The sequence below is a fragment of the Paenibacillus sp. MABNR03 genome, assembly GCF_050455445.1.
In the GTDB taxonomy this organism is placed as follows: Bacteria; Bacillota; Bacilli; order Paenibacillales; family Paenibacillaceae; genus Paenibacillus; species Paenibacillus xylanilyticus.
The window spans coordinates 287,730-310,887 of sequence record NZ_JBCIYR010000002.1 but is presented as its reverse complement, the minus strand read 5'-3'; the positions used below and the strand labels follow the sequence as shown (position 1 = coordinate 310,887).

The window sequence follows — 23,158 nt, the reverse complement described above, 5'->3', positions numbered from 1 at the left end:
TTATTGTTGATTAAATTGCTCATAGGCTTTTGCCATTTCCTGATATGCCTGCTTAATGTCTGGCTGGCTGTTCAATTTGTCCACGTAGGCCTTGAATTCTTCCACACTGATCTGTCCTACAATCGTTCTCGTCATCATGGAACTGTACTCGTCTCCGTATTTGGGCCACGTCTCTCTCCAGGCTTCTGAGGTAATCACCCGATAGAAGTCGATCTTTCCAATCTCGTCGAAGTTCTCCACTTCCTTGATTTTGGCATCATTATAAGCTTTGTCGCCGGAAGCACTAATGACCTTGCCCCATTTGGCATACGCGAGCACTCCCGCCCCTTTGCTGGTTGTGTTGACTTCTTTGACACCCTGCTCGGTCAGCACTTTCTGTCCATCCTTCTCCGTATAGTGCGTGCCTTCGATTCCATAGTAGGCGAAATCCGTCATCTCCTGAGAAGCGGTCATGTCAAAATACTTCAGAAGCTGCTTCACCTTTTCCTCTGGCACCTTCTTCGAAATATAGAAACCGCCCGCAACTCCGGTCTCCAGTCCGACCGCTGCATCCCCATGGGGACCCGTCAGTGACAAGTTCAGAATTTTGGCATCTGGCTGCCCGGATTGTTTCATGGCCTGCTCCCATTCATGATCCCACCAGATCGGACGTCCGTAGGACGCGGCCCGGTTGGTCTTGAACAATTCCTCTGCCTGACTCTCCTTCATAACGGCATACTCCTTGGACAGCAGCCCATCCGCGTACAGTCCGCGGAACCACTCGACCATCTCCACATATTGTGGTGTTAAACCGGGGCTCATGAGCCCGCCATCGTTATCATAGGTCGGGTTATACGCCCCGAATCCGGCCTGGAACATGGCTGGTGGATTGTTGACAAACAACAAGCCGACCGTATCCTTTTTTCCATTGCCATCCATATCACTGTCCACAATTTTCTTCAGGGTTTCTCTATATTCCTCGAATGTCTTGGGAATGGGCAGATTCAGCTGCTTTAGCCAGTCCTCCCGAATTTTCAGTCCTCCATCAACTCGGGAACGGGAGCGTGGAACGGCGTAAATCCCCCCATCCACTGACAGGTACTTGAGAGCATCGGGCGCGAGGTTCTCCTTCAGGTTCGGATATTCACTGAGATCTCCAAGAAAAGGAGTCAGGTCCCAAAAAGCACCATTTTTAATCGCGGTAATCAGGGTTGGGCGAATCTGATTCTGGTAGGCCACCACTTCCGGCAGATCGCCCGAGGCGAGAAGCAAATCCAGCTTTGTATCCAGATCTCCCGAAGGGACCCACTCAATATCGAGTTTGGCGTTGGTACGTTTCTCCCATTCGGTCCAGTATTCGTTGTTCATATCGGGAATTTCATTGTACAAGCCTGCAAACATCTTGATATCCAGCGGCTGATCGCCACCCGACTCCCCGCTATTCGTGCTGCCTGTGGTCTCACCGGAACCGCTGTTTCCCGTACATGCTGCCAGCATGGATACTGCCAAGAACATGCACAGCCATGTTGTCCATCGTTTGTTGATCTTGTTCATTCGCCGTCATCTCCCTTATCGTCAGAAATATAGTAAGCGTTTGCATTTATACATAGGCAATAGCCCAACTTCATCAACAGTCAGCCTTTGACCGAACCAATCATGACACCTTTGGCAAAATGCTTCTGCAAAAATGGATACACGATCAGAATTGGTACCATTGCGAGTACGATCGATGCCATTCGAATGGTCTCCTGCGGCACTACACTTTCATCACTTGCGCCTGCCTGTGCTACGGCGACGGAATTTGAATCAATGACCAGCGTCTTGATGAGCAGCTGCAGCGTCCATTTGCTCGAATCGGACAAATAGATTAAGGCATTGAAATACGCATTCCAGTGTCCTACTGCAAAAAATAGTGTAAACGTAGCAATCGCTGGCATGGATAACGGTACAATAATCCGAAAGAACGCTGTGAGATCACTGCATCCATCAATCTGTGCCGCGTCCTCCAATTCGGAAGGAAGGGATTCCAGAAAACTTTTGATCACAATCAGGCTCCAGGCATTCGTCAGTCCAGGCAGAATCATGGACCAGTACGAGTTCAGCAGTCCCAGCTCTTTCACGAGCAAATAATTCGGTATAATCCCCGCACTGAACACCAATGTGAAAATCACCAATCCCATAATCCACTTATGCCCGGGCAGAGATCGCTTGGTTAACCCGTAAGCCATGGTGAAGGATACGATAATATTCAGTATGGTACCTACGATGGTAATAAACAACGTGCTTTTAAAGGCATTGATAAAACTGTTGGTCGATAAAATATATCGATAGGATTCCAGCGACCATTTCTCCGGGAACAGATAAAACTTGAGCGGCACATACACCTTCGGATCCGTAAACGACACACTGAATACATACAAAAACGGGAATATGCATGCCAGCGAGATTAAAGCAACCAGACTGTAATTGATCCAGTCAAAGAGCGTCAGCCCCTTTTTCTGCACAACAAAGCTCATAACCTATCCTCCTGTTCAGGAAAGAACAACAACCCTCCAAGTTTAATAAATCCCTTCATGTCCGAGTCTTCTCACAATTTTGTTGGCCGCCACGATCAGGAACAATCCGACCAGCCCCTTGAACAGCCCTACGGTAACCCCAATGCTGATCTTGCCTTGCAATATGCCATACGTGTAGGAATACGTATCAAACACCTCTCCAACCGAACGAACCAGCGGATTCATCATCAGCAAAATTTGTTCAAAACCCGTATCGGCCATGCTGCCCAGGCGAAGAATTAGCAAAATGATAATGGTCGGGCGGATGGCAGGCAGCGTAATATGCCAGATTTGCCGGAAACGTCCGGCCCCGTCGACAACAGCAGCTTCATACCGCTGAGGGTCCACTCCCGCCATGGCTGCGAGGAAAATGATCGTTCCCCAGCCGGCTTCCTTCCACATGCTTTGAGCTGTAAGCAGTCCCCAGAAATAATTCGGTTCCGATAGAAATGAAATCGTGTCCTTACCGCTCTGTGCAATCAGCTTGTTCACGATCCCCACGTCCGTCGAGAGCAGGAAAAACGTCATACTGGCAACGACGACCCATGATAGAAAATGAGGTAGATACACAATAGATTGATTGATTCGTTTGAACGTCTCATGCCGAATTTCGTTTAACATCAAGGCGAGCAGGATCGGCAGCGGGAAATGGAACACCAGCGCGATCAGATTAATGGCAAGTGTATTACGCAGCATGATGTAGAAGTTGGAGCTGGCAAACAGTTCATTAAAATGCTTGAATCCCACCCATTCACTTCCCGTAAACCCGAGGAACGGATTGTAATCCTGAAAAGCCAGCAGCAGTCCCCAGAGAGGCACGATCTTGAACAGCAGGAAATACAGCAGCCCCGGCAAAATAAGCAAATAGATCATACGGTGTTTATACATTCGTGACAGAAGACTGCCCGATTGCAGCTTGCCCGTCGCACGGTTCACCGTCGTTATCTGGGGTTTCATCGGTTTATGTCACCTCTTTCTTCAGGGCAGGGTCCATCTCGATCACAATGGCTTCATAGCTCTTCAGCCTGGGAATGCTTAGAGTTACGCTGCTCCCCACGACTTTGATTGGAATGGCCTCCGATGAACACAATGAGTAGGCACGAGCAGGTGTCCCCATCGTGTTCAGCTCAATGATTTGGTCGAATAGCGGTATCGCTTCCATGTATGTCGTTCCGTTGAAGCCGGACAAGTTCAGAAGCTGGAGAAGCACATGCCCTTGGTCCGTCCGATTCAGAAACAGCTCCGTACTGGCAGGCAGCCCCGTCTTCAATAGACTCTCACCTATCAACCGAGTCAGAACATCCGTCACGGCATGTTTGTGGTCTTCGAAGCCGTGTCTGTAATACAGAACACCCGGGTTCCATGTGTAATAGGCAGCTGTACCTCCATTTGCCGGGTTGGATATCCCCAGTCCGTAGCTTTCGCCCACTCGGTGTCCATACGCCCGTTCCGGCGGCCCAAAGGATGCAGGTTCAATATAAGGCATACAGCACTCTGTTTTGGAGGGATCAAATTGCACATGTGCAAAACCACCGCTAACCGTGATCCATTCCCGCTCCTTCAGACTGGGAAAACGATCTGCATCCGACACTTGAAGGTATGCAGCAGGAAGCATGTCGGTATCTCCTGTATGAACTGCACCAAACCAGCCAGACAACGCTTCTGCATCGTCGCGTAAAGCATTTCCTGTAGCAAGCAGTGCAACTCCTTGTTTGAGCAAATCGCCCAGCGTTTCTATGGTGTCTGGTTGGGGTCTTTGCAAACCAGGCAGGATGACCGCCTTCACCGCAGCCAGCTTATGCCTCATGGCTGTTATCTGATCTTCAACGATGACATCGAACAGTACGTGAGATTCTTTTAACATTTTGAACAGTCCCAAATATTCGGTCCACGCTTCAGCTGCCTTCGGTTTAATTAAGATCACTTCAGCCATTGTAGCGAGACTCCCATAGATATGTTCATGTGCTGCATGATATCGGAATATCTCCTGGGCTGCCGCAAAGTTCTTTCGATCCGGGTACCCCTCGAACGCCCCAATAATGCAGAAGTCGAGCCCGGATCCACTGGCGATATTTTGATATAACCTTACTTCCGTCTCATAGGGTGAGACACCCGTGAATCGATAGGTCAGATCTATGGCATTGATGCTGCAATTGCTGACCCTTTTATCGTCCCAGCTGCTCACTACAGAAGCTACATTCTCTGAGGCCGAATACGGCCATAAGGGCAAGCTTCGGGTGAGCGATGTATTCGATTCCTTACGAATGATGTCGACTTGATACGGATGGTAGGTGCTTATCGCCACATGAGGCCAGCGGGATTTTACCTCGTCATGGATTTTGTTCAGAATCTCTCGGGAGGTAACCTCCTGAAAATGAAGATACGCTGTATGCAATTCATGCTCCGGACCGGTATAGTCCAGCAGTTCAGCCCCGCAAACCTCCTGGAAACGACGCCTGCAATTCTCACAATAACAAGGTCCATAGTGGTTCCAGCTGTAATCCCAGTGCTGGTAACCGAACATATTGAAGAAAATGCCGTCTACCGGATACTTCTCAAGCACTTCTGTAATTGACTCGATGGACTTCTCCTGCTGATATTCCCCGTTCAGGCACGTATGCACAATCCCGTAGTAATTCACTTCCTGTCCGTTACGGTCACGATAAAACCATTCCGGATGTGCCTCAAACAGCGATTCGTGCGCTTTGCTGAAATCGAAGCGGGCAATAAACTTCATTCCAAGCTTATGGCTCTTCGAGATCGCCTCCTGCAGCAAATCGGTTTGAAGATAAGGCGTAACATATTGATGCTCCAATGTAGATGGATAAAAGGCAAACATTCCTCCTGCATTCATCATTAGCACATTGGCTTGGAATTCTTGGAGCTCCTTCATCAACAGGTCCACATTCATGTCCGCGTCAATCTCGCGGAGATTGTTTTGAATCAGGCGAAGCCGGTTTGAAGACCACCAGTTCATTCGCATCGTCCTCCTCTTGTCTGCGATGTACCTTAACGGTAAACCCTGGATGACAGGCACAGTAGGGACATTTTTTGCAGATGTGAAGCAGGAAATATATGTCCGTTCTACCCGGGAAGATGTGCAGCATTATGGCAAACACCCCGGAAATGGAGACAAAATTTGTCCGTTCGCCATGATATGAAGCAATTGCTTCAAAAGCAGATAAGAGGAATCGAAATCCCATATGCTGTACAACCTAACGGAAACTTCCTTGGACGGAAAGGAGGATTCCCATGAGCCGTGAAAAGGGTGAAATCACGATATGGCTTTCCTTTTCCATCATTTTGCTCAGTGCCGGACTTGTATGCCATGTTCTGTCTATTCCGGCCATTCTGGATCAGGCAGAGACGGCTGGTTATCCGTAGCGGCTGCTGCGCCTTTCTTCATGTTGTTTCTATGTATGTTGTTCGTGATCATTCGCCGGGTGAGGGGACAGCGTTTGACGGACTGGATTACGCGGGAATTCGGCATTGTCCCTTCCTGGATCTTCCGTATTTCTGCCTCACTTCTGCTGCTTGCACTCGGAACACATACCTTATATGAGACAACGAACTGGACGGTGTCCACTTATCTGCAATTCACCCCGACATACGTGCTCGCAGGAGGTGGAGTGTTAGTTGCTGCCTGGTCGGCTGCCAAAGGAATCCGGTCCATTGCCATGACTTCAAGTATCCTGCTCCCTTTCGTGATTTTGCTGGGATACTTCGTGATGTCAGCCAACATGAAATACAAGGACTATGGCCAGCTGTTCCCGATCATGGAATATGGTGCCGGTCCCGTTCTGAAAGGCATGATTTATTCGCTCGCAGGCCTGATGGAGATCTGGATATTGATGCTCTTTCAGCACAAAGTCAAAAGCAAAATTCGCTGGTGGCATATTCTATTGCTGGGATTATTCATGATTACTATGGCGATAGGCCCTACTCTGGGAGCTATTGTTGAATTCGGTCCGGAGGAAGCGGCCAAGCAGCGAAACAGCCCCTATGAACAATGGAAGCTGGTCAATATCGGGAAACTGTTCCAGCACGTGGATTTCCTATCCATCTATCAATGGCTGAGTGGTTCTTTTGCCAGAGTGGCTATCTCCATCTATCTCATTGTGGATCTGCTCGATTTTCGCAGACCCCGAAAGAGATACATCGCTGTTTTGTCCGTCGCATTCATCATGTGTTTTGTGGCCGTACAGTGGTGGCGAATTGACTATGTCGATTATTATGTGAACCACATTCAGTTTCCCGTAATGCTCGCCTATGTGTCGGTTGTCACAGTTCTGTTGACCCTGGCCGCGTTCATACATAAAAAAGACAAGGAGGCTCCTGCCCATGCCGATCACAACCACACCCCAGAAGGATCTTCACCCGGATGAGTCTTTTCGTATCAACGAACACAACCTGACGACCTTTTTTGCCGGATCAGACGATGTTATCATCGGCAGCCATATGATCGGGGAGTCTCCCGTACAGATCATCATCGTGTATTGCAGCGGCATGGTGGACAGCAAATCCATCTATGATATTATTCTTCCCGAATTGACGCGGGCCTACGAGAGTACTCACTTTGTTCGTACATCCGATATTGAGAGATCCATCAACCTTCAATGGACCCGCATGGATTTGCAGGATAAGGCTCTGGGAACGAGACTGATGTCCCTGCGGGTATTTGAGGGGCATATGCTCATCTGTATCCCTTCCCTTCAGACGATGTGGAGCATGGATATTTCCAATATCCCTACCCGTACACCAGAAGAATCCACGACTGAAGTATCCATCCGCGGAGCCCGGGACGGCTTTATCGAACGGTTGTCCGTCAATATCACGTTAATTCGCACACGTCTGCGGACAGCCGATTTGGCCTGCAATATTGAATTAATCGGTTCACGTTCGGTGACCAAAGTAGCGCTGATGTATATCAAAAACATTGCAAACCCTGATCTGATCGATGATGTCAAGAATCGGCTGCGCAAAATTGATACGGAACGAATCCTGACCGCAAATGAGCTGGAAGAATTGCTGTCGCCTTCGAAAGTCACCCTGTTTCCGGTAACCCATTACACGGGCAGACCCGATTTTGCAGCGGAATGTCTACAGAACGGTCGCTTCGTCCTCATTGTGGATGGCAATCCAAGCGTCATCATTGGCCCGGTAAATCTGTTTCTGCTTCTCAAATCACCCGAGGATGCCAGCTTTCCATTTCTTTCGGTGAATATGGGCCGTATGCTGCGCTTTATCGGACTATTGGTAACCATATTCCTGCCTGGCTTCTATATTGCCCTTACTTCATTTCACATGGACCAGCTGCCTTTCCCGCTGGTAGCCACGATCTCGGTTGGACGAATGGGATTGCCTATGGAATCGGGTGTAGAAATGTTTCTCATTATGCTTTTGATGGAGCTGTTCCGGGAGGCAGGGGTACGGCTTCCCAGCGCCATTGGTCAGACGCTGACCGTCGTTGGAGGATTGATCATCGGGGATTCAGCCATTCGTGCGGGCATGGTCTCCCCGCTCATGATTGTCGTCATTGCCGTAACGGTCGTCGCCGGGGCAACGATCGTGAATCAGGTCATGACGAGCTCGGTTCTGATTTTGCGCTTTTTCTGTTATGTATTGGGAGCATCCCTTGGTATATATGGGTTCATTCTGTCCATTATCCTGTTCCTGATCTATCTGACCGATCTGAAGTCATTCGGCATCCCTTATCTGACCCCGCTGAGTCCGCTGAATATCAAACAGGCCCTCGCCTCCATGTTCAAGCTGCCGAAGGGCTGGATGAAACGCAGACCCGTATATCTCGAAACGCAGAAGCCTCGCAAGGAAGGTAATGATTGATGAAACAGCAGATACGCCGATGTTCGTTAGGTCTGCTTAGTCTTGCTCTGTGTATCGTTACCAGCGGGTGTTGGAGTGCCTATGAGATTCAACAGGTCGACTATGCCAAAGCGATCGGCGTCGATTATAAGGACGGAATGTATCAAGTGTACGTACAGACTATGGACTTTGCCAGTGTAGCCAAAAGTGAGAGTTCAACCAAAAATGAGAAGCCTCCTCCCATATGGGTGGGACATGCAGCGGGGAAAACATTGAATCTGGCTGTAAATGAACTGTTCCGCAGTGCCCAGCTCCATATTGCCTGGGGACATGTGACGGCCATCGTTATGGCCGAAAATATTCTGACAAGCAATCATATCAAGGATGTGTTTGATATGCTCGGACGTTTCCCTGAATCAAGATATACGACTTGGGTGTACGGCACTCGTGAACCGCTTGAAGATATTCTAAGTGCTACGTCCATATACAATATGTCGCCGCTGGACAGCATTCTGCATAACCCGCTTCCCAGTTTTCTGGAGGAGTCGCTCTTTCCTCCGGTGCTCAGCTTCAAGCTGATTGCTACCCATAACGATCCGTCCACGACAACCTATCTTCCATGTATTGCCCTGAACAAGGATCATTGGTCGCAGAACAAAAAGAGTCATGAACTATTTGTGATCGACGGAGCTTTTTTCGAAAGAACCGGAAATAACTTTGAATATTTGTCCCGCACTAAACTCCCAGGATACCACTGGCTGCTCAAGGATCTGCGGCGCGCACCACTTGCTATTGAAAATGAAGGAACCATTTATGGGGTCCTTAGTGTCGGCCTGCCCAGCCTTAAGATTGAGCCTGTCATTCAAGGCAATGAAGTTCGTTTCAACATTGATGCCAAGTACCTGACAGCCTTGTATGAATACCTCAACCCGATCTCCTATGATGAGATGGTCCAATTCAGCGAGAACACGTTACGGGATCAGATCCTGCAAACGTACCGTCAGGGACTGAAACGCGGTGTCGATATCTATGGCCTTGAGGAAAAGCTATATCGCAAAAATCCGAGCCTGTGGCGCAAGCTTTCCGACGATGGCTCCAAGATGATCCTTACGGAGGATTCAATCCAGCAGCTGAAAGTTAAAATTACCATTCCTTATACGGGTAAATTCCGCAGGAAAGTGTAGCAAGGCAGCAAAATCCCCTTGTCTGGCTGAAGCCGGAATAAGGGGATTTTTGTTTAATACTCGGATTATTTTCATTTCAGGTATGGAAGATGAAGATAGGATTCATTGATTGCTACTATGCACCCTCCGTTCCATAAGGCAGCCAATCAATGTAGAAAATGACAGCCCGAACAGCAGGATCGGAAGGTTATAAAAAAGTGTATTCGTGTACTGGTTCAACCAGCCAAAACGGTACACTGCCGAATCCGGGTCATTCGTAAAACCATGAAGCTGTATGCGTAAATTCTCGATCATTTGAAGCTCCAGGAAGACAGACAGTACACACAGCAGGATGGCAAAGAGGAGCACCATTATGTATACTTTCCCACCCCTGTACTGGCGCTGATCATATAGCCACCATTTGGACAGTGATACTGTCCAGATACATAGGATTACAAATGTCAGAAGGGATGGAAAGAGAACCAGAACTCCCGGATTACCGTTGCCGGAAACTCCTTTGCCAGGTTCATGATGGAATGTTAACCCGTGTACGACAAAGACCATAAGTACATTCCAGAGCAGAAAGATGAAATATGGTTTGTTGACTCGTTTTATGCGATTCATATGCATCCCTCCCTGGGTTGTAACGCTATGTATATTAAGACTACCGTAAAAATGGCACCTCAGATAGCGCTGTTCCTAAGTAACTTACCAATATCCAGGCCGCAAACCATAACAGAGGCAGCTGCATGATCCAGTAAGGAAAGATATATCTTTTCGCATGATAAGATGCCCAACCCGAGATTATAGCTGCAATAACACCGATGGGATACGTCATAAGCAGTGTACCTTCCAGACGGCTTGCGACCTCGTATTCGGGAGGTGTCGGTGCAGCGAGCGACATTCCCATGGCAAAAGCGATCAACGGCCAGAGCAGCAACGTCAAACCGTATAATAAAGTGAATATCATAATGTACAAAAAACTTCTTTCTTTGCTTCGATCTAGGTCTTTATTTGGCAAATCTACATCTCTCCAATGCATGAGTTGAATGATCTAAGAAGAAGGCAAACAGCTGCCCTCTCCTATCTCACTTTTTATTCAAATAATCCATGATCCGCAAACGCGTGGTCAGAATAAGCGCTTGGGGAATGAGGACAACAACGATATAGATGATGACGATTAACCATAAATGTGCCGCAAAATGCTCCGCACCGAAAGACGGCTTCGGACGCTCGATAAAATACCACCAGCACGGAATAGCCACAAACCAGGTCAGTCCGGTCGAAATAAACATCTCCTCAATCCCGCTCCACAGAAAGCAAAATAGAGCAACAAAGATAATGGGAACTGCCCACGAATCCAATATTGGCCCCCAGCTCTGATAGATGAAAATAATGGCGGGATACAGCAGCGTAAAGGTCCAGCGCCAGATCGGGTTGTTGTAGATGTGCATAGCCCTCCCTTGATTTGCAGGTAAAAGTGATTAAATACGCCTTACTTCGTTAGATATGGACCGAAAAAAACTTATCGAACACGTTGTTCAACCGCTAGATATAGTCCATTTGGAATAATTACCTTTTATTCAAATAAATTTATTATAAATCAAGACCACATAGACGAAAATGCAGGCCTGCAAAAATAAGCTAATAGTCTGCAATTTCAACCTTATAAATTGAATTAATACAAAGTCAACATGGGCTGTTACTACCAGAATATTTGGGGTTATGCGTAATTTTTAGTAAAAAAGTGAAACAAGCAGGCATGATTCTGATGGCTGTAGCTCATACTACCTTCAGGAAAATATTGAAGGAGTGACAATATGAGCTTGAAAAGCATCATTGCAGTCGGTGCAATCCTGACCTGTTCATCTTTACTATGGGGATGTGGGAATAACGGGAATAACGCAAACCAGGCATCACAGCAAAATGAACCAGGGGTTCAAACCGAGAGCTGGAACGATCCCAAACGACTGGAAGCTTCCCATCTGGAGGCGCTTGAGCGAATGGAGAAAGATCATATTCACCGGATGGTTTCGTTGAGTGCGAAAACCGACGGGGATCAGGTGATGACCACGCTCGAACGATCCAGCCAAAAACTTGAGGAAATGAGACCCCTCGCTGAGATGCTTCAACACGAAGGACATCCGGCGTTGCTCCAGCGAATTCAGGAAATGTCCAGTGATATCGAAGGATCCAAAACGGTTCTGACTCAAATGAAGAACAACCCAGGAAACGGAAAAATCAAGACCCAGTCATCCAAAACCGATGCATTGCATCACATCAGCAGTTTCCGTGAATATCATCAGTATATGCAAGGACAGGTGCAAACCTTAGATGGTAAGCATTAGCAAGTGTCGCACTAACATAAGTCTAACTCAAAGAATCGTTAAGGTCGGAATGCTAAATCCGATTGCTAGCGGTTCTTTTTTCCTATGTAATTCCAATTAAACTTATAATATGTTATATATGAATGGTTTACATCGTTGTTATTTGAGATGGAGTGATTGAATTTTGAAAAGGTATTTGTACTTGTAGAATACGATCCGCTAAAAGTGGAAACCGTTTCTCTTCCGGAAGAATTAAAAAAGGAGTAATTCTCTATTAAGCACTCGCAGCTAACAAAAAACTCTCCACCTCTATTTACAGTTATCGCTTGTGCAATTAATGCAAGGAGAAATCAAGTGAACATGATCCATAAAAAGTATCTTATATTCATATTTCTAATGATATGCATTTTTGTATTTACCGGATGTACGTCAGACGAGCAAAAAGAAATTGTACAGAAAGCCCAGCAAGTGAGCCTTGCCCATTTTAAAGAGACCTATGGAATTGATGTTGAATTTCATTCCGGCTGATTTGTCTCATACGGTATCACTGACGGGATATGTAAAAGGAAATAAAGATCAGGAGATATTCGCCTTGGTGGACTATGATACCTATGAAGTCAAAACAGGCTCAGTACCTGATGAAATCAAACCTCTTCAGTAAGGAGTAATCAAGTGAACCTTCTCAGTAAAAAGCATCTCACGTTTACATTCTCATTTTTATGCATATGCGCTTTTGTATTTGCCGGATGTACGTCAGACGAGAAAAAAGAAATTGTACAGAAAGCCCAGCAAGTGCGCCTTGCCTATTTTAAAGAGAACTATGGAGTGGACGTTCAGTTCACAGATCACAAATTCCTTCCAGCGGATGCCCAAAGAGCTTCTTGATCTAAAGAAGTAAACTCTCCAACCTCATTCCACCCACAGCGACACCCATATGAACATGCTAAATAACAAAACTGGTGTAAGCGCCCCTGTACCTAAAATAATCCAAAGTGTTGCCGGCCTTACATTTTCGCAGTAGGTATTGAACTTACGCATTCGTTCTTTTTGCCACTTAGCGAACTTGAGCTGCCTGATCATGCGTTTCAAAACTCTTTGCCGCTCCTCGCCTTCTTCTACATCTTCCAGCGCACGCCACAGCTCTTCATATAAGCGCTCCTCTTCCTGCCCTGACACTGTGGTTGTAGTCATTCTCCATATCCCCCCATGCGAAAATATATTGCAATAACATTCTGATGCATGTTCAATACATCAACACTTAATCCCTCAATTTGAAAGCACTACCTTATCAACACGGTAACAACCTTCAAAGTTTTACTTTTTATAGAGAATTGAACATAGCAAAAAGCGGCCCTCTCCCATGACCCACGTCAAGATGAGGAACCGCTATGCATGAATGAACTAATATTTATTGGTACCGAGCTAATGGTTACCTCGAATTATTACAAGTGACCGCCTTAGCCCGCGTTGTCGATCAAGGCATTCAGGCACACTGCACCTTGTGCACGCACATTAACGACAATAATTGGCGTCTCGAGCATGCCATGCATCCAGGACATATACTCCTCCACTTTTTCGTTAGGAAGGATCGTCAGAATAACTCCGGCAAAACCACCACCGTGTATGCGGCAGGCGCCATCGCCAAAGTTTTTCAGATAATTTTCGGTTAGTGCAAGTGCGATCCCAATCTCCTGTTCCTTCACGGAACCACTCTGATATACATTCTGGAGCCACTTCCAGGAAGAGTTCCCGGACGCCGTAATCAAATTCAGGAAATCTGCAAAACGTCCCTCCCGCAGCGCCTGCACCTGACCATCCACCCGATTGTTCTCCTCCAGGAAATGAAGCGCACGCAGCACCGCACGATCTCCCGCAGCTTCACGGACCTTCTTAAGGTTTGCATAAATCGCCTTTGCCGTAATTTCCCGAACATATTCTTTGCCCAGTGCTTGAGCAACCGCTCTCATCTCATAAGGCACAGCAGCGTAATCTTCGGTCAGATCCGCGTGGTTTCCACCTGTGTTTACAATCACCAGAGAGTAGCCATTCTGTTGGAAGTCCCATTGGACAGGCTCAATGACAGGCTCAGCCGGGTTTTCAAAATCAATCGCAATCAGACCACCATATGCACAAGCCATCTGATCCAGCAGTCCGGACGGTTTGTTCCAATATTGATTTTCCGCATACTGACCAATCTTGGACATCACCACAACATCCAGCGTTCCTTCGTTGTAGAAATGATTCAAAATCGTACAAATCAGCATCTCGAATGACGCCGACGAACTTAATCCCGATGCCGAGAACACGTTACTGGAGATGTACGCCTGAAAGCCACCTACCTTATATCCAAACTCTCCGAATCCCGCGGCCATACCGCGAATCAACGCTGTCGTACCGTCGTCTTCCGCCTTCGGAGTCAGGTCCGTGAGATCGATTACATATTTCTTGTCATAACCTTCCGAATAAAAGGTAATAACGGATTCCGCGGTTGGTGCTGCCACTGCAATCGTATCGAGCGTAATGCTGCCCGCCAGTACTTTGCCATGGTTATGATCTGTATGGTTACCGCCGATTTCGCTGCGTCCTGCCGCACTGAACAACTTGCTGCCCTCTTGTACGCCAAAGTATTGTTCGAACGATGCGTTCAGCTTCGTGTACCGAGCCGTCTGTTCCTCTACCTGCTGCTGTCCGTACATTTGGGCAAACAATGCTTGTCCTTCCATGGACTGGATCAGTTGTAATGGTTGTGTCGTCATCTCTACTCCTCCTATGGGTATGTAGCTTTATTTTTCTGCTGTGATTGAGGCTGTATGGCCAATGTTTCATGCCTTATTTCTATCCCATTATCTCAGCTTCGCCCCGGAAAAGGTAGGGTAGAATTGAAAGTTTGTAAACGTTTTATGAAATGACTGGATGTGTCATGCAACGGGGCTATCCTTTTCCATTTTCAACAGGTTCAACTTCAATCTGATCAACTATAAATTCATTGTTGTCATGGTCATATGCGTAGGTCACATTAAAATCACACACATATGTAGGAGATATGCCGACAGATCCGGAGAGATTTAATTGAATTTTCTGATTCTCCAGCCGGTAGATCGTTACACCCCCAAATCCAAGCTCATCTTGATCGTAATCCGGAGCTGGATCGAAATCATAATTGAAGTTATATGCTTGTCCTTGTGCTTTAACTGCAATCGCTAACGTACCATCTCCGTTCTTCGCAACATGCGATTCAATGTAATTCGCTACGATGTCTTCGTAACTCTGTACTTTAATCTCGGAGAAGTCATCTGCGTTCACGACATGGATTTCGTAATTATTTAAGCCTGTCCCTCTCCCAGTCTGAATGATTACTACAGCTTCTTCCTTACCGTCCCCCGTAAGATCCGTATAAAATACCTGCGGGTCCGTTCCCATATCCCCAAGATAGTACCAATCAAAGTCTTTGGTCTTTCCATTTATCTCTAGAGTGAATTTATGAGGTGAATTTTTTGCTTCCTTATTATCATAAAGTTTTACTTGTTCACCCTCCGAAGATCCGAGCAAATTTAATGTTGGATCCGTTTCTTGCTTGGGCTGAGTTGTTACCTGCTTAGTGGTAGACTCGATCTGTTTTTGCGGAACAACGTCTGATGGAACTGAGTCACATCCTGCAAGTAAAACTGCACCCCATAGTAGCCACACACCTATTTCCTTTTTCAATGCCAATCTCCCCTTTCCTCTTCTGTTACAGGGTTCCGATCCAGAACCAAATGGATTATACTACAAAGATATCCATTTTTGGTGTCGAATCGGTTTCAATACTGTCAGTCCATCTGAATTTCATGGGTGGCTTTTTTGGTTCCCTCTGCTTTCTCTCCTTGACTGTTACGTATGGTCATACTTGATAATGAAATCAAGCTTAAACAAAGGAGAGTTTGATTATGAAGATTACCGCGTTACGCTCGGATAAAATCTATGAAGAGATTATCCATGCTGCACCAGATGAGAAATTAGAGCTATATCGGCAGGAAATGATGGGTCCATTTATGCCAAAGTGGAACATTCAACAGATCCCCTTTCGAGAAAGTGAGACCCATGGCTTTGACGTGATCACGATGAATAACTTTATGAATATAGCTCCTGAAGGTATTACCCCTGAGATCAGCGAACCGCTCGCAGCCATTTCATCCGAAGCATTTTGGCAAGAATGCCATGAAGCTGTTATGACAAGTCTATCCACCTTTAAGGATAACGGGATTGAACTTTCGGTTTCGGAATATCTATATACTATTTTATTAGGAGATCAGAACAGCCCGACGTTACAGATGAATGAAGGCATATGTGGGGATGGTGGAATTCCTGGCTATATTATTGCGAACCTGATCCCAGGTACGTATACTTTACCTCGTATCCAATCTGTGTTAGCCCATGAGTGCAATCATAATGTGAGATATCAGTTTATTCAGTGGGACCAGCAGGTTACGCTCGGAGAAATGGTCGTTAGTGAGGGGCTCGCGGAGAGCTTCGCAACGTCCCTGTATGGAGAGGAGTTATTAGGGCCCTGGGTGGCCAAAACGAATATGGAAACCCTAAATACGATCATTAAACCGAAAATGAAGGACCAACTGCATGTTACAGGCTTTGAGCAAATTAATCCATATCTGTATGGCGATGAACTTGCGAGAATGCAAAACTTCACTCCCGTAGGGATGCCCTATGCTGCTGGCTATGCCTGCGGCTATCACTTAATCCAATATTATTTGAACAAAACAGGCAAACATATCACCGAAGCAACTATCACTCCGGCAAGTGACATCCTTGCTGAAACAAAGGACTTTTGGAATGAAGAAACCCTATTTCACCGTTAAAGACATCATTCAGATTACAGGCGTCACCAAACGCGCCTTACATTATTATGATAAAACCAATCTATTGAAACCGAGCAAAGTTGAGGATAATGGCTATCGGTTTTACGCTCAGGAAGCACTGGGGAATCTGCAAACGATTCTATTGTTCAAAGAAATGAATTTCTCATTGAAGGACATTGCAGCCATGATGAAGCTCTCCAAAGAAGAACAAAAAGAAATTCTAAGAGCGCATCGCAGTATACTCGTACAACGAAAACAAAAACTCGAAACCATCATCAACCAATTGGATGACTATGTGGATGGCACGGATATCGTTTATCTCGACATGTTTGACGACTCCCCCATCCTGTCCATTCAAGAACAATATGAGTCTGAGGCGAAGCTCGTCTATGGGGATACGGACAAGTATCGGGACTTTGAAGCCACTGTGAACCAGCTTTCTGTAGAAGAGCAACAACAAGCATATCAGCGTTTCTCGGTAAAAATGGAGAAGGTATTTCGGGAGTTGGCTAAACATCAGGATTCGTCTCCTGCTTCTGTTAAGGTGCAACATTTAATTCGTGAATGGAAAATCTGCCTTGAGACATTTATGGTGTGTGACGCTGAAATTTTGACCTGTATCGCAGAAGTGTATACGACGGATCGCCGCTATGCTGGTTATTTTCAGCAGTTTGGCGATGAGGATTTTTTGATATTTTTGTATGACGCTATTATGGTTTTTGTTAAGGTTGGGGAAATATAAATTATCTCGAGCTACAAATGTGAGAGAAGTAGCCTCCCGTCAATCTAGTGTGTAAGTGTCAACCTAATAATCCCGGATGTGAACTACATCCGGGTAATCAGTTTCTTACACCAAGTAGTGGAGTGAGGCAAGGAGAATTCTGATCTAGCCAGTAATAGATAAAAAGAGATGACTACCCTACCTTTCAAGATCCGCGCGTTCCATACGGTAGGTATACTTTGCTAAATCCATTTGTTGATGCTCAAATTCGGTAATTCTTCTTGTTAACACAGTTAGAAAATGAGCCATCTTGCTTCTCAGTTCTTCTGCTGCTTGACCTCTCCAGTCTCCTATACTATCCCCAATTGACTGGACATGCGCCTTGTTCGCTTTTAACAGATTCATTAAATGAGTCAAATCTTTTTCGGCTTGTATCAGATCATGTAACTCTACTAAAATTCTCCCCGACATCTCTAATCCCCCTTGTTATCCCTCGTCGGCCAGCCTGAAGTCTTCTGCCTTTTTGTTAATGTATTCAGCTATAGCATGGGCTTCCTCCGCATACCAGCGACTAAAATGATGTAAATCATGTGTCAGTCGATCTGCAATCGGTTCTAATGACCGACTCCGACTCGTTTCAACTAAACGCAGAATGGAATTAATTGTTGTTGGCAAACTCGCCTGAAATTCTTGTACATGCTGGTCCATCTTCTGTCCAGCTGCCTTCAAATTATCAACAGACAGTTGTATAGTTACTCCTGTTGCTGCTGCTGCATATTGTCCATACGCGCCCATTTTAGATCCATATTGATGTAAAAGCTGCTCAAATACTTTTTCCATATTATCTTGGGCAACCAGAGAATTTAAATAAGCATCGAAACGCAAATTCCCTGTTACAGGTTTTCCATCTGATGTTGAAAACAATTTATTTCGAATGAATCCATGTTCATCAAACTGAAAATAGCTCAGATCATGAGTCTTTTCATTTCCAAATGAATTCATGAATTTACTAATTGGATCTTGATGCAAAAATGGAATGCTAATCGGTATGTAGTACTTCTCTTTCATACCCAAGAAACTTTTCATGAAATTATATTCACTGTTTTTATTAGATTTGAGAATAGGTATATAGATTCTTCTGTTTGCCTCATTATATGTTTTATCGATAAAGAACCCTGTACCCACAGTTTTCCTAGGACTTATAATACCCGAGCTAACGATATCCCCAGGATGTGATATGGAATAAATCTTATCTTTGAATTCCCCATTATCAATTCGCTTAATAATGTCATCAGACAATACCGGCAATATATTAGCAGGGTCATAGGTTACAGCGGACAGATCATTTCTCACTGCTACATACTCGGCTAATCCGCCGCCCAATGAATGTCCAGTCGTTGTTATTTCAGCAGTGGGATATTCTTTCTGTACTGTTCTGAATAATTCCTCTGCTTGGTAAAATTGCGTATCCTTATAACCCTCATTAATTACATTCTGGTCGTACTTGCTGGGGAGCCGTTCTACTCCACTTTGAGATTGATTGTATGTATTCTCAAGTTGCTTGGCTCTTCCCAAAACAACATCCAATGCATCCGTCTCTAAATCGGGAAACTTATCCTTAAAGGGACGATCTCCCGGCTCTGTACCTCTATAACCAATAATAATCTGATTAGTATTCTCATTATGGAATACTTCAGCGTCAAACCCTGTTTTTTTATCGTGTAATGTGGTTTGGGGTTTAACTATTTTCCAACCCGGTATTTCCCTAGGTTGTTCTCCCGCTTGTAAATCTGGCGTGTAGACCATTTCGGAAATGAAGTGATAAGTTTTCTCTGTAATGTAATTTTTCATTTATGTATCCTTCTTTTTGAAGTATAGTATACAATAGTATTTATTTTTTTCCAATAAAGGGTGTGAATCCAATTGCTTACTTATATCCGTAACGGCTTGATTTTTATTGTTTTAGTCACTCTACTAACTGCTTGTGGGGGGCTGTCTGATAAAGAAGAGCAGGAGTATTATCAAAAGGCAATCCCTATCGGTCAAGACTACTTCAGAAAATATTATGACGCTGAAGTTGAATTCACTGAATTTTATATCAATGTGCCTATGTCCTCAACTATGGTCTTAAAAGGTCACCTTAAACAGGATCCTTATACTAAGGTTTCTCTATATTACTATTTCCCTTCTCTCGAAGTTAAGTCAGAAAGTGGACCGGAGGATTTCATAAAGAAACGAAAAAGTGAAGAAGAGATTAATTCGCAGTGAGTTGCAAATTCGTACATATTTATAGTTAAAAAGCTGCTTTTGAATTCAGATGGACTAATTCAAAAACAGCTTTGTTTATATTAATTTATTGTCCCCCGCTCAAAATGCACATGCAGCCGATATAGACATATCTCCTTTGTCCAACGGTATAATTGAGACCGTTCTTCCGCATCCTGCACCTGTAGATTCAGTGAGAATACACCCTCCTCGAAACGAGTCATACTACCCTTCGTACCGCTCCACATGGACATCGGCATATCGATAATCAATTTCTCTATTCTAGCTGCCGTTTTCTCGTTCCACTCCCAGAGCGCAAGCTTGTCTTTATCCGAGAAATCCTTCCGTTTCCGGTACTCCTTCTCCGTTAAATAAGTATGGAAGAACTCAGCCATCTCGCCTGGCGTGATTGGGTCCATCCAGTGCTCTTCGCCTCGCTCCAACATGTACAGCAGCACGATCATCTTGTAGCTTTTGTTCATAACCGTCTTCTCTACATCCCTAAGCCATGCTTCATGGCGGACATATACCTCCTCCTCAACCGAGGACAGCATCTCCGCCAAATAAAGAAACCCAACATATGAGCCAAATTCGCTCCGATACCCGATGCTTTTGGAACGTCCCATAAGATGCAGCTCCAGATATGTCGGAATACGCCCGATTTCTCGCTTCACATCCAGAAAATCTTGTTGCAGCTTCTCGCGACGCGGCAACCGCTTACGGCTTAGCTCCTGAAGCAGATTTACCACTCGAGTCTCCAGATGAATTCCACAGTTGGCTGGAACTTCCGGCACAGCCGAATCCATTCCTTTCCCGCTTCGTTCCTCCTCGCCACGCACATCCAGCAGACTCAGCTTCACATCCGCATTTCGGTAATTTCCGATCAGGTCGATAATGACACAATGTGATTTACCCTCCGCCAGCCGCAGACCTCGGCCTACCTGCTGGGTAAACACCGTAAGTGATTCAGTTGGGCGCACGAAGAGCAGCGTATCCACACTTGGAATATCCGTCCCTTCGTTGAACAGATCCACCGTCAGCACAACCTCCAGCTCACCCGCATCAAGATGTCGAATCGCTTCCTCCCGCGACATCTCCGTTGTACGCGAATGCAAACTAAGTACCTTAACGCCCTGACTTCGGAAATACGCAGCTAAAAAGTCTGCCTGACGGATCGACGAGCAAAAGCCAATCGTTCGTGTCTGTTTATGCCGCGTCCAGGCTGAATAGATGTTCTCCACATGTTCCTCATGTAGCTGAGCCGCCATAAGCTGTTCTTCATCATACTTCGTACCAATCCAGCGAATTTGCGAATAATCCGTGTCATCGAATACTCCGTAATATTGGAATGGAGCAAGCCATCCTCGCCGGATCGCATCAATAAAATGTATCTGGTAGGCCACGTTCCCATCACAGAGCGCATATACGTCTTTGCCATCTAGCCGATCCGGAGTAGCCGTAATGCCCAGCAGAAATTTAGGTTGAAAATGCTCAATGACCGACATATACGTCTTCGCTGCCGCATGATGAAATTCATCTACCACGATCAGATCAAAAGCATCCGCCGCAAACCCATCCCGGTGCTTCTGCATACTCAGCGTAAAGATCGAAGCATACACACAATCCGCTGCTCCATCCTTATGCTGCCCGTTGTAGATACCATGACTGCGCTCCGGCATAATCCGCTGAAAAGACTTCTTAGCCTGGAACAAAATCTCTTCCCGGTGTGCCACAAACAGTATCCTTTGGAATCGCTGGGCGAAGAAGCCCGCCAGATACGTTTTGCCAAGCCCGGTCGCCATGACGACCATCGCCTTGTCATACTGCTCTTCCATCGTGCCTTCCAACGCTTCAAGTGCATCGAGCTGCGCAAACCGCGGCTGGATCGGTATAAGCGACAGCTCGGCGGCTTCTTCCTCTGTTTCTTCTGGCAGTCCGGTGCCAAACTCCGCTTCTTCCATTTCCGTGATCCTCTGGATCATCTCCGGGTTCTTCTGGTGGTACTTTCGGTACTCTTCTTCATAAAGCGCAATTGAATCCGGGTTCACCGGCAAGGTCGTCTCATGATAGAAGCTCTGCATGAACTTGTCCAAAGCCATCTGGAACGTATATGGTTCTGCCTCTGCATTCATTGCGAGATTCCATTCATACCCCGTCTTCAGCGCCGTGAACGAAAAGTTCGACGATCCGACGATTAGCAGTCCTTCCCCATTGTTATGATCGAACAGATAGGCTTTTGGGTGAAAAGAAGTTCCCATACTTCGCCACAACCGTGCCTCAATCCGTGGATCAACCTCACACAGCGCCCGCAGTCCTTCCGGTTGCGTGATATACAGATAATCTCCTGCGAGCATCCGTACCTCTGCCCCACGTTCAGCGGCACGCTTTAAATGCGGTGCCAGCAACTTCACCCCGGACTGCATAATAAAGGACGTCATAATATAAATCCCGGATGCATGCTGCATCCGGGTAATCAGTTCATCTGCCAGATTATCGGTGATTAGTTTAACGTTAAGCTTCGTCGACATCAATCAGATACACTCTCTCCTGAAATCCACCGCGTGCCTCAGCCTTGTCCGCCCGTAGCTTATCCAATTGCGCCGCATTCGCTCCATGCACCTCCGCCAGCGCCCGGATCACTTCGAGCATGTCGGCCAGTTCTTCCAGAGCTTCCTGATCGTTCGCAGCGCTCAAGTACTCATTCGATTCTTCTTGCAGCTTTGTTCTTAGTTCTTGCTTATATTCCTCAGGGTCCAGAATGCGTGTGCGGCATTCCTTACCACTGGATGTGATAATATGGGGAATCTTGTCCCGCACCAATTTGTTGTATGTAGACATGTGGTATAACATCCTTTCTGCTATGAGTTAAAATCTCCCTTTTTGTCATTATATCATTTGCTATGGCGAGAGATGGATTGATTTTTATAGAGAAGTTGATTGGATGGAGAGATAAAAATGCCCATAAATATTCAAAAAGGAGTGAGTGTCTCACAAGAAAATGATACAAAAGCGCGACCTCTTCGGTTTTGATATACTTCCATCGATAATGAGCTTGTTAAAATATATCTACCCATCATCCCTCCATTCCAATTCTCTGTATTGATGTGGAGCAGGTTCATTATACACACCGACTCTCATCCTATTAATTATCTAACCGCGATCTGATTCTTTTTGGTCTGTGAACGAAATGCCTAGGGCGTATTCTGTTCCGAATCTATATCTTGAATCTCAATATCTTAATTTAACTTTGCTTCCAAACTAGCTTCTTGCACGTCTAGAAGCAAATTTTCTATGGGGATAATGCTATTCTTTTCTACCAAAATGAAAGCGGATACCTTTACTTCAGTACCACCGAGAAATTTAGTAACAATCAGAGCTTATCGTAATATGTTATGGTGAACATTTATACTCACCAGGATGATCATGATGAGTATATCAATAGAGATGTTCATAAATGGTATCTAAATATTTA

23 protein-coding genes are annotated in these 23,158 nt (G+C 45.7%); 9 read left to right on the top strand and 14 right to left on the bottom strand.

Annotated elements, in window-relative coordinates; translation table 11 throughout:
* The 4 genes from AAIH57_RS10035 to AAIH57_RS10020 all read right to left on the bottom strand — a co-directional run bounded on the left by AAIH57_RS10035 (window position 1) and on the right by AAIH57_RS10020 (window position 5,511).
* Complete coding sequence (locus AAIH57_RS10035) at window positions 1–1,533, bottom strand: extracellular solute-binding protein (protein ID WP_430021529.1); 1,533 nt, start codon at window positions 1,531–1,533, stop codon at window positions 1–3.
* A gap of 80 nt (window positions 1,534–1,613) precedes the next feature.
* Window positions 1,614–2,495 (bottom strand): carbohydrate ABC transporter permease, encoded by an 882-nt coding sequence (locus tag AAIH57_RS10030; RefSeq protein WP_347382608.1) that lies wholly within the window; start codon window positions 2,493–2,495, stop codon window positions 1,614–1,616.
* A gap of 42 nt (window positions 2,496–2,537) precedes the next feature.
* Complete coding sequence (locus tag AAIH57_RS10025; RefSeq protein ID WP_095288712.1) at window positions 2,538–3,491, bottom strand: ABC transporter permease; 954 nt, start codon at window positions 3,489–3,491, stop codon at window positions 2,538–2,540.
* Window positions 3,492–3,495: 4 nt separating this feature from the next.
* On the bottom strand, window positions 3,496–5,511 hold the full coding sequence (locus AAIH57_RS10020) for a family 10 glycosylhydrolase (RefSeq protein WP_430021528.1): 2,016 nt from the start codon (window positions 5,509–5,511) through the stop codon (window positions 3,496–3,498).
* A 275-nt stretch (window positions 5,512–5,786) separates the two neighbouring features.
* On the opposite strand from AAIH57_RS10020, the gene AAIH57_RS10015 reads away from it, so the two are divergent.
* Genes AAIH57_RS10015 through AAIH57_RS10000 form a run of 4 tightly spaced genes read left to right on the top strand, consistent with a single transcriptional unit; the run spans window position 5,787 to window position 9,541 of the window.
* Window positions 5,787–5,918 (top strand): hypothetical protein, encoded by a 132-nt coding sequence (locus tag AAIH57_RS10015; RefSeq protein ID WP_430021527.1) that lies wholly within the window; start codon window positions 5,787–5,789, stop codon window positions 5,916–5,918.
* Window positions 5,858–6,919 carry a GerAB/ArcD/ProY family transporter gene (locus AAIH57_RS10010; RefSeq protein WP_430021526.1) on the top strand — a complete coding sequence of 354 codons (1,062 nt, stop codon included), beginning with the start codon at window positions 5,858–5,860 and terminating at the stop codon, window positions 6,917–6,919. Before AAIH57_RS10015 ends, AAIH57_RS10010 begins: the two co-directional genes overlap by 61 nt.
* A complete protein-coding gene (locus AAIH57_RS10005) occupies window positions 6,876–8,378 on the top strand; it encodes a spore germination protein (protein ID WP_430021525.1) in 1,503 nt (500 codons plus the stop codon). The genes AAIH57_RS10010 and AAIH57_RS10005 overlap by 44 nt, the downstream gene beginning before the upstream one ends.
* Window positions 8,378–9,541 (top strand): Ger(x)C family spore germination protein, encoded by a 1,164-nt coding sequence (locus AAIH57_RS10000; protein ID WP_430021524.1) that lies wholly within the window; start codon window positions 8,378–8,380, stop codon window positions 9,539–9,541. Before AAIH57_RS10005 ends, AAIH57_RS10000 begins: the two co-directional genes overlap by 1 nt.
* Before the next feature lie 102 nt (window positions 9,542–9,643).
* Here AAIH57_RS10000 and AAIH57_RS09995 read toward each other — a convergent pair whose 3' ends face one another.
* From AAIH57_RS09995 to AAIH57_RS09985, 3 genes are all read right to left on the bottom strand, one after another.
* Entirely contained in the window at window positions 9,644–10,144 is a 501-nt protein-coding gene (locus AAIH57_RS09995) for a hypothetical protein (protein WP_430021523.1), read from the bottom strand.
* A 40-nt stretch (window positions 10,145–10,184) separates the two neighbouring features.
* Complete coding sequence (locus tag AAIH57_RS09990) at window positions 10,185–10,490, bottom strand: hypothetical protein (RefSeq protein ID WP_430021522.1); 306 nt, start codon at window positions 10,488–10,490, stop codon at window positions 10,185–10,187.
* Window positions 10,491–10,608: 118 nt separating this feature from the next.
* The gene (locus AAIH57_RS09985; RefSeq protein WP_175397658.1) at window positions 10,609–10,974 is read right to left on the bottom strand and encodes a hypothetical protein; all 366 of its coding nucleotides are present in this window, start codon (window positions 10,972–10,974) and stop codon (window positions 10,609–10,611) included.
* 366 nt (window positions 10,975–11,340) lie between these two features.
* On the opposite strand from AAIH57_RS09985, the gene AAIH57_RS09980 reads away from it, so the two are divergent.
* Complete coding sequence (locus tag AAIH57_RS09980; RefSeq protein ID WP_175397659.1) at window positions 11,341–11,868, top strand: hypothetical protein; 528 nt, start codon at window positions 11,341–11,343, stop codon at window positions 11,866–11,868.
* A 481-nt stretch (window positions 11,869–12,349) separates the two neighbouring features.
* Entirely contained in the window at window positions 12,350–12,508 is a 159-nt protein-coding gene (locus AAIH57_RS09975) for a hypothetical protein (protein ID WP_430021521.1), read from the top strand.
* Window positions 12,509–12,756: 248 nt separating this feature from the next.
* Here AAIH57_RS09975 and AAIH57_RS09970 read toward each other — a convergent pair whose 3' ends face one another.
* The 3 genes from AAIH57_RS09970 to AAIH57_RS09960 all read right to left on the bottom strand — a co-directional run bounded on the left by AAIH57_RS09970 (window position 12,757) and on the right by AAIH57_RS09960 (window position 15,558).
* Window positions 12,757–13,038, bottom strand: a complete 282-nt coding sequence (locus tag AAIH57_RS09970) for a hypothetical protein (RefSeq protein WP_430021520.1) — start codon at window positions 13,036–13,038, stop codon at window positions 12,757–12,759.
* 266 nt (window positions 13,039–13,304) lie between these two features.
* Window positions 13,305–14,603, bottom strand: a complete 1,299-nt coding sequence (locus tag AAIH57_RS09965; RefSeq protein WP_430021519.1) for a galactokinase — start codon at window positions 14,601–14,603, stop codon at window positions 13,305–13,307.
* 175 nt (window positions 14,604–14,778) lie between these two features.
* Window positions 14,779–15,558 (bottom strand): hypothetical protein, encoded by a 780-nt coding sequence (locus AAIH57_RS09960; RefSeq protein ID WP_430021518.1) that lies wholly within the window; start codon window positions 15,556–15,558, stop codon window positions 14,779–14,781.
* A 215-nt stretch (window positions 15,559–15,773) separates the two neighbouring features.
* Between AAIH57_RS09960 and AAIH57_RS09955 the strand changes: the two genes are divergently transcribed.
* The gene (locus tag AAIH57_RS09955; protein ID WP_430021517.1) at window positions 15,774–16,700 is read left to right on the top strand and encodes a DUF2268 domain-containing protein; all 927 of its coding nucleotides are present in this window, start codon (window positions 15,774–15,776) and stop codon (window positions 16,698–16,700) included.
* The gene (locus AAIH57_RS09950) at window positions 16,675–17,442 is read left to right on the top strand and encodes a MerR family transcriptional regulator (RefSeq protein WP_430021516.1); all 768 of its coding nucleotides are present in this window, start codon (window positions 16,675–16,677) and stop codon (window positions 17,440–17,442) included. Before AAIH57_RS09955 ends, AAIH57_RS09950 begins: the two co-directional genes overlap by 26 nt.
* Before the next feature lie 177 nt (window positions 17,443–17,619).
* Here the strand turns inward: AAIH57_RS09950 and AAIH57_RS09945 are convergent, their stop codons facing one another.
* Together AAIH57_RS09945 and AAIH57_RS09940 are read right to left on the bottom strand one after the other, a co-directional pair.
* Window positions 17,620–17,892, bottom strand: coding sequence for a hypothetical protein (locus tag AAIH57_RS09945; RefSeq protein WP_430021515.1), 273 nt, complete (start codon window positions 17,890–17,892; stop codon window positions 17,620–17,622).
* Window positions 17,893–17,907: 15 nt separating this feature from the next.
* A complete protein-coding gene (locus tag AAIH57_RS09940; RefSeq protein ID WP_430021514.1) occupies window positions 17,908–19,272 on the bottom strand; it encodes a lipase family protein in 1,365 nt (454 codons plus the stop codon).
* 72 nt (window positions 19,273–19,344) lie between these two features.
* On the opposite strand from AAIH57_RS09940, the gene AAIH57_RS09935 reads away from it, so the two are divergent.
* A complete protein-coding gene (locus AAIH57_RS09935) occupies window positions 19,345–19,689 on the top strand; it encodes a hypothetical protein (RefSeq protein ID WP_413034941.1) in 345 nt (114 codons plus the stop codon).
* 80 nt (window positions 19,690–19,769) lie between these two features.
* Here the strand turns inward: AAIH57_RS09935 and AAIH57_RS09930 are convergent, their stop codons facing one another.
* Together AAIH57_RS09930 and AAIH57_RS09925 are read right to left on the bottom strand one after the other, a co-directional pair.
* Entirely contained in the window at window positions 19,770–22,214 is a 2,445-nt protein-coding gene (locus AAIH57_RS09930; protein WP_430022119.1) for a DEAD/DEAH box helicase family protein, read from the bottom strand.
* Window positions 22,198–22,524: a nucleoside triphosphate pyrophosphohydrolase gene (locus AAIH57_RS09925; RefSeq protein ID WP_430021513.1), complete on the bottom strand. Its 327-nt coding sequence runs from the start codon at window positions 22,522–22,524 to the stop codon at window positions 22,198–22,200. The genes AAIH57_RS09930 and AAIH57_RS09925 overlap by 17 nt, the downstream gene beginning before the upstream one ends.
* Between the last annotated feature and the right edge of the window lie 634 nt (window positions 22,525–23,158).

Coding starts and splice junctions, on each gene's coding strand:
- AAIH57_RS09940 (WP_430021514.1), bottom strand. CDS start 19,272: ATGAAAAATTACATTACAGAGAAAACTTATCACTTCATTTCCGAAATG.
- AAIH57_RS09980 (WP_175397659.1), top strand. CDS start 11,341: ATGAGCTTGAAAAGCATCATTGCAGTCGGTGCAATCCTGACCTGTTCA.
- AAIH57_RS09930 (WP_430022119.1), bottom strand. CDS start 22,214: ATGTCGACGAAGCTTAACGTTAAACTAATCACCGATAATCTGGCAGAT.
- AAIH57_RS09925 (WP_430021513.1), bottom strand. CDS start 22,524: ATGTCTACATACAACAAATTGGTGCGGGACAAGATTCCCCATATTATC.
- AAIH57_RS10005 (WP_430021525.1), top strand. CDS start 6,876: ATGCCGATCACAACCACACCCCAGAAGGATCTTCACCCGGATGAGTCT.
- AAIH57_RS09985 (WP_175397658.1), bottom strand. CDS start 10,974: ATGCACATCTACAACAACCCGATCTGGCGCTGGACCTTTACGCTGCTG.
- AAIH57_RS10000 (WP_430021524.1), top strand. CDS start 8,378: ATGAAACAGCAGATACGCCGATGTTCGTTAGGTCTGCTTAGTCTTGCT.
- AAIH57_RS10035 (WP_430021529.1), bottom strand. CDS start 1,533: ATGAACAAGATCAACAAACGATGGACAACATGGCTGTGCATGTTCTTG.
- AAIH57_RS10030 (WP_347382608.1), bottom strand. CDS start 2,495: ATGAGCTTTGTTGTGCAGAAAAAGGGGCTGACGCTCTTTGACTGGATC.
- AAIH57_RS10015 (WP_430021527.1), top strand. CDS start 5,787: ATGAGCCGTGAAAAGGGTGAAATCACGATATGGCTTTCCTTTTCCATC.
- AAIH57_RS09945 (WP_430021515.1), bottom strand. CDS start 17,892: ATGTCGGGGAGAATTTTAGTAGAGTTACATGATCTGATACAAGCCGAA.
- AAIH57_RS09970 (WP_430021520.1), bottom strand. CDS start 13,038: ATGACTACAACCACAGTGTCAGGGCAGGAAGAGGAGCGCTTATATGAA.
- AAIH57_RS09955 (WP_430021517.1), top strand. CDS start 15,774: ATGAAGATTACCGCGTTACGCTCGGATAAAATCTATGAAGAGATTATC.
- AAIH57_RS09995 (WP_430021523.1), bottom strand. CDS start 10,144: ATGAATCGCATAAAACGAGTCAACAAACCATATTTCATCTTTCTGCTC.
- AAIH57_RS10025 (WP_095288712.1), bottom strand. CDS start 3,491: ATGAAACCCCAGATAACGACGGTGAACCGTGCGACGGGCAAGCTGCAA.
- AAIH57_RS10010 (WP_430021526.1), top strand. CDS start 5,858: ATGCCATGTTCTGTCTATTCCGGCCATTCTGGATCAGGCAGAGACGGC.
- AAIH57_RS09950 (WP_430021516.1), top strand. CDS start 16,675: ATGAAGAAACCCTATTTCACCGTTAAAGACATCATTCAGATTACAGGC.
- AAIH57_RS09965 (WP_430021519.1), bottom strand. CDS start 14,603: ATGACGACACAACCATTACAACTGATCCAGTCCATGGAAGGACAAGCA.
- AAIH57_RS09990 (WP_430021522.1), bottom strand. CDS start 10,490: ATGATATTCACTTTATTATACGGTTTGACGTTGCTGCTCTGGCCGTTG.
- AAIH57_RS10020 (WP_430021528.1), bottom strand. CDS start 5,511: ATGAACTGGTGGTCTTCAAACCGGCTTCGCCTGATTCAAAACAATCTC.